This window comes from Deinococcus pimensis DSM 21231, from assembly GCF_000519345.1.
GTDB lineage: Bacteria > Deinococcota > Deinococci > Deinococcales > Deinococcaceae > Deinococcus_A > Deinococcus_A pimensis.
This window is the reverse complement of sequence record NZ_KI912631.1, coordinates 14,540-17,571: the sequence shown is the minus strand read 5'-3', so window position 1 is coordinate 17,571 and position 3,032 is coordinate 14,540. Positions and strand designations below refer to the sequence as shown.

At 71.1% G+C, this 3,032-nt stretch carries 4 protein-coding genes; 2 read left to right on the top strand and 2 right to left on the bottom strand.

What is annotated here, in order from left to right; translation table 11 throughout:
* A partial coding sequence (locus DEIPI_RS0104260) for an AAA family ATPase (protein WP_027480959.1) occupies positions 1 to 618 on the top strand: 618 nt, incomplete at its 5' end.
* Between the two features lie 58 nt (positions 619 to 676).
* Here the strand turns inward: DEIPI_RS0104260 and DEIPI_RS0104255 are convergent.
* Together DEIPI_RS0104255 and DEIPI_RS28425 are read right to left on the bottom strand one after the other, a co-directional pair.
* Positions 677 to 1,276, bottom strand: coding sequence for a Rad52/Rad22 family DNA repair protein (locus tag DEIPI_RS0104255; RefSeq protein ID WP_027480958.1), 600 nt, complete (start codon positions 1,274 to 1,276; stop codon positions 677 to 679).
* A gap of 315 nt (positions 1,277 to 1,591) precedes the next feature.
* Positions 1,592 to 2,458: a tyrosine-type recombinase/integrase gene (locus DEIPI_RS28425; protein ID WP_052351612.1), complete on the bottom strand. Its 867-nt coding sequence runs from the start codon at positions 2,456 to 2,458 to the stop codon at positions 1,592 to 1,594.
* Positions 2,459 to 2,625: 167 nt separating this feature from the next.
* On the opposite strand from DEIPI_RS28425, the gene DEIPI_RS38935 reads away from it, so the two are divergent.
* Positions 2,626 to 3,032: hypothetical protein (locus DEIPI_RS38935; protein WP_169737019.1), on the top strand; the 407-nt coding region annotated here is incomplete at its 3' end.

The window sequence follows — 3,032 nt, the reverse complement described above, 5'->3', positions numbered from 1 at the left end:
GGCGTGGTGAACGCCCGGGCGGAGGAGGAGTACGCGGTGGAGCGCGCCCGGCTCGACGAGCTGTCGCGTGAGCGTTCGGACGCGCAGTCGGCCGCCGCGGAGCTCCGCGCGTCCCTCGACGAGCTGGAGCGTGACGGGCAGGTGCGGCTCGCGGCGGCGTTCGAGCGGGTGGTGGAGGCCTTCTCGGTGTACGCGCGTGAACTGCTCGGCGGTGAGGGGGACCTCTCGGGCGAGCGTGACGAGCGTGGTTTCCTGGTGGGGTTGCGGCTCGGGGTGCAGCCGAAGGGCAAGCGGACCCGCGCGATGAACCTGCTCTCGGCGGGTGAGCGGACGATGGCGGGCCTGGCGTTCCTGTTCGCGCTGGGGCACGCGGCGGAGGATCGCGGGTTGCCGCTCGCGGTGCTCGACGAGGTGGACGCGCCGCTCGACGAGGCGAACATCCGGCGTTTCACGCGGTTCCTGGAGGTCTTCGCGGCGCGCGGCGCGCAGTTCGTGCTGGTGACGCACCAGAAGGCGACGATGGAGGTCGCGTCGAGCCTGTGGGGCGTCACGACGGACGCGTCGGGCGCGTCGAAGGTGCTGAGCATCCGTCAGTCGGGCGAGGCGACGCGCGTCTGAACCGTGAGGAGCGCCCCCCGCCGGGGGGCGCTCCTCTGCCGTCTCCCCGGCGTGCTGGCTAGGCGGCCTGGTCCTCGTGGTCGGGCCTGAGGGCGCTGAGGGCGGCGCGGAGGTGCTTGTAGACCTCTCGTTGCGCGGCGAGGTCGGCGGGCAGTTCGAAGCGGAGCTGTTCGAGGGCCTGGACGAGGTGCGCGCCGCCGGGGGTGCGTTCGGGCTCGGGGCGGGCCCATTCGGGAAGTTCGGGCGCGTGGACGGGCGCGCGGCGGGTGTCGTCCCAGTCGGTCCAGTCGAGGGGGAGGTCGTAGAGGTAACGGCCGATGCCGAAGTGGACGGCGGCGCGCTTGAGGGCGTCGCTGGTGGCGGCCTTGAGGGTGGCGGCGTCTCCCTCGCCGGTCGCTTCTCCGACGTCCTCGCGGGTCTGGCCGAGGATGGTGAGGCGGCCCTTGACGGTGGGGACGTGGGCGCCCTGGACGATCTCGATCTCGAAGGTCCAGTCGTTGGGGCAGACGGCGTCGAGGCGGTCCATGACGGCGCGCGCGTCGACGTAGGCGACCATGAGGGCGCGTTTGCGGTCGCGGCTGACGGCCTGCGCCTTCCAGGCCACGAGGTGGGCGGGGAAGGGGGCAGCCAGTCGTCTCTGGACATCGCTCAGCTTCATGAGTTTAGCTTATAACAGAATCATATTCTGTTCAAGGCAGAAAAATGCGAGTCCGATGAGCCAAGGTGTGTCCTCGCGCTCGAATCCCCGTCGAGCACGCCGTGAGAGGACGCCCCCGGTTCGCCGTTGCTTCATATATGAGCAAAAAAGCTCACGATCCCGGGAGTATCGTGAATACTTTCACTACCACCGTCCCTTTCGGTGCATGCCTCCATTCGAATCCAGGAGGGAAGACCCCCTTCTCCCCGTCGGTCCGGCGGCACGCCGTTCCCGTCCTTTCCGCCCGGCCGGCCCGTTCGTCGTCACCTCCGGCGGTCACCAGTCTTCGACCTTGGCGTCGTGCGTGTCGTCGTGGAAGGTGTAGCGGGTGGTCGTCTCGATGGACGCGTGACCGAGAAGCTTCTGCGCGGCCTGCAGGCTACCCGTCTCGCGGTGGAGGCGTGAGCCGGCGGCGCGGCGCAGGGAGTGCACGCCGCGCCAGGGCACCTTGGCGCGCGTGACGATCTTTTCGAGGGCGTAGACGAGCTGATGCGTGGCGTCGAAGCCGAGGACGCGGCCCTCGGCGGGAGTGTCCGCGCGTTCCTCGGCGAGGCGATGGAGCGCGGCGCGCAGGGAGCGGGAGACGCGGACGCTGCGTTCCTTGCGGCCCTTCCCGAAGACCTTCATGCGGTTCGCGGCGAGGTCCACGTCACCCCAGGTGAGCCGCAGCATCTCGTCGCGTCTGAGGCCGCCGTTCGCGCCGAGCAGCACGAGGACCTCCTCGGTGGCGGTGAGGCCGCAGTCCAGCATGGCGTCCACCTCCGCCTGCGCGTAGGGCCTCGGGGGCGCGTCCTTCGGTTTGGGAACGACGACCTCCGCGAAGGGGTCGCGGGTGGTGACTTCCTCGATGAGGAGGGCGCGGTAGAGCTGCCTGACGGGCGCGAGGCGCGCCACGACGGTCGCGGCGCGGAAGGTGCGGCGCAGCTCGTCGCGGTAGAGGCCCGCTTCGAGTCGGTCGAGGTCGACGACGCGCAGGTGGTGCTGGCGGACGTAGCCGAAGAAGCGGACGAGCCCCGCGCGGTAGGACTCCAGGGTGTGGTCGCTGACGACGCCGCGCCGGGCGTGCCCCCGCACGAGCCTCAGCGCGGCTTCCACGTCGAGGGCGTCCATCGCGTGGATCAGGGTGTCGCGGCGTCCGCTCACGCGCGCCTCCCGGAGCGGGTCGGCAGGTTCGGCAGGGAAGACCACGACGGTGAGGAGGACGCGCGCATGCCTCCCAGCATACGCGCAGGACGTACGCCACACGCCCGCTCCGGCAGGGTGTAGCAAGGTGCTACACCCTGCTACACCCTCGCGTGCTACGCTCGTGCGTGCCGTCCAGCAAGAAACTCGCCAGCCTCCGACTCGACCCCGCCCTGCTCGAGCGCGTCGACGACCTCATCACCCGGCACTACGCGGACGCCCTCGCCCGACCGAGCCGCAACGCGCTCCTCACCGCCTGGATCAGCGCGGCCCTCGACGCGGCCGAACTCCCCGCGTCACCGCACCTTCCGGACGGAACGCGGCCGCCTGGCGGACCGGACACGTGGTGGATCACGCGCCGCGTCCCCGGACACGCCGAGTGGCTCACCACGACGGACGTCCTCACCGCCGTCCGTGACGCGCAGAGACGGGCCGAGGCCCGAGCCTTCGCGGAGGGCGCGGCGAACGCCGCCCGACGCGGGACGCTGTTGTGGGGCGGCCTCGGAGGGACACGCGCGGTCCTCGCGGAGGTGAC

Coding starts and splice junctions, on each gene's coding strand:
- DEIPI_RS0104255 (WP_027480958.1), bottom strand. CDS start 1,276: ATGAAGCTGAGCGATGTCCAGAGACGACTGGCTGCCCCCTTCCCCGCC.